This is a genomic window from Streptomyces polyasparticus (genome assembly GCF_014493765.1).
Classification (GTDB): Bacteria; Actinomycetota; Actinomycetes; order Streptomycetales; family Streptomycetaceae; genus Streptomyces; species Streptomyces polyasparticus.
The window spans coordinates 1-636 of the sequence record NZ_JACTVJ010000150.1; the positions used below are offsets into that span (position 1 = coordinate 1).

Here is a 636-nt window from a genome sequence, read left to right on the forward strand (position 1 = left end):
CAATTTCCAACATGATGAAGCTTGCCGCCCTCGCCGCCCTTGTGGGATCTGCCGCCGCCTTCGCCCCTGCCCAAACCGGCAAGGCCTCCACCCAGCTCCGTGCCTTCGAGGACGAGCTCGGCGCTCAGCCTCCTCTTGGATTTTTCGACCCCTTCGGAATGCTCTCTGGTGACTGCACCCAAGAGCGCTTCGACCGTCTTCGTTACGTCGAGATCAAGCACGGACGTATCTGCATGCTTGCCTTCCTCGGACAAGTCGTGACCCGTGCCGGAATCCACCTCCCCGGATCCATCAACTACGCCGGAGACTCCTTCGATTCCTTCCCCAACGGTGTCGCCGCTCTTTTCGGACCCAACTCCATCCCCACTGCCGGACTTGTCCAAATCATCGCCTTCATTGGAGTCCTGGAGTGCGCCTTCATGCGTGATGTCCCCGGAACTGGAAATGAGTTCGTTGGTGACTTCCGTAACGGATACATTGACTTCGGCTGGGATGACTTCGATGAGGAGACCAAGCTCCAAAAGCGTGCCATCGAGTTGAACAATGGCCGTGCTGCCATGATGGGAATCCTCGGACTTATGGTTCACGAGGAGATCATCCCGCTTGGATATGACCCCGATCTCCCAATCATCGGAC

General features: G+C 57.7%; 1 protein-coding gene. It reads left to right on the forward strand.

All coding sequences use genetic code 11. The features are described 5' to 3' along the window. Positions 1-636 (forward strand): chlorophyll a/b-binding protein (locus H9Y04_RS45915; RefSeq protein WP_214662316.1); only part of this gene is annotated, 636 nt, incomplete at both ends.